The sequence below is a fragment of the Dyadobacter subterraneus genome (genome assembly GCF_015221875.1).
Taxonomy (GTDB): Bacteria; Bacteroidota; Bacteroidia; order Cytophagales; family Spirosomataceae; genus Dyadobacter; species Dyadobacter subterraneus.
Window position 1 is genome coordinate 1 of sequence record NZ_JACYGY010000018.1, and the last position, 929, is coordinate 929.

A 929-nucleotide genomic window follows, 5' to 3' on the forward strand; every position below is an offset into this window, starting at 1 on the left:
CAGTTTCTCATTCTTTTTTCCGAATATGTACCGCTTGTATTTATCAAGTTCAAAGTTCAGCTCCTGGATCTGCTGATCCTTTTCGGATATTAATTCCAGCGACTTTTTATGCGCGGCAAGTGCCTGCCGCTTCGGCGGTCCGATCATAGAGTAATTTATAGTCCGTCGCTGTATCTTCCATTACCCGAAGATAAGGCATAAAAACTAGCTATACAACCTTATGAGGCACTTTTTTGTGGCTTTTTATACCTGATTTTTGACCTAATTCACTTGTTGATATCGTTTTCTGAGGCGAACCGAATCCAGCATTACACCTTGCAGAAGAAGTGTTAACTGCTGGCTGGTGATGGATATATCTTCACCTTGTGGCCATTCAAAAGTACCTTGTTCCAGTTTTTTGACATACATGGCAAAACCATCCCGATCCCACCGTGCGACGGACCGTTGTAAGAGTCGGATCTGATTAAGTCGTTTGCCCAGAAAAACGAAAACATCACCACTTGACGGATCAAAGCCCAGTTCATTCTGGACCAGGCCAGCCAGGCTATAGATGCCAAAACGCATATCTGTCGGACTCCGGTACAAAAAGTACCGACAGCTGTGAGATAAAGCCAGCATATTAAAGAATGAGCTTCCTGATAAAAGAAGCGTCAAGAGATCCGAACAGCTCTATACGCGCTCCTGATGGAAAAGTAATTGCTGCAAGAGCTTGTTGGTTTTGCTCAATTACATCTGGTTGTTGAACTGGTATCTGGCTGAACCCACGGGTTGGTTCGACGGGAGCGACATTCTTGCGGCGGAATTTTTTAACCCAGTAATTGAACTTATGGTATCCCATACCATTTTGATTGCAAAAAGCCTGTTTGCTTATGCCTTGCGTCTGCCACTGATCGTATAGCTCACGCATTTTTTCTGTCTCATTTTTCATG

Annotated in this window: 2 protein-coding genes; both read right to left on the reverse strand. The window is 43.8% G+C overall.

The features are described from left to right. Positions 1–261 precede the first annotated feature (261 nt). The gene (tnpB, locus tag IEE83_RS32765; RefSeq protein WP_228102204.1) at positions 262–618 is read right to left on the reverse strand and encodes an IS66 family insertion sequence element accessory protein TnpB; all 357 of its coding nucleotides are present in this window, start codon (positions 616–618) and stop codon (positions 262–264) included. A 1-nt stretch (position 619) separates the two neighbouring features. Further along, positions 620–929: IS66 family insertion sequence element accessory protein TnpA (gene tnpA / locus IEE83_RS32770; RefSeq protein ID WP_228102205.1), on the reverse strand; the 310-nt coding region annotated here is incomplete at its 5' end.

Coding starts and splice junctions, on each gene's coding strand:
- tnpB (WP_228102204.1), bottom strand. CDS start 618: ATGCTGGCTTTATCTCACAGCTGTCGGTACTTTTTGTACCGGAGTCCG.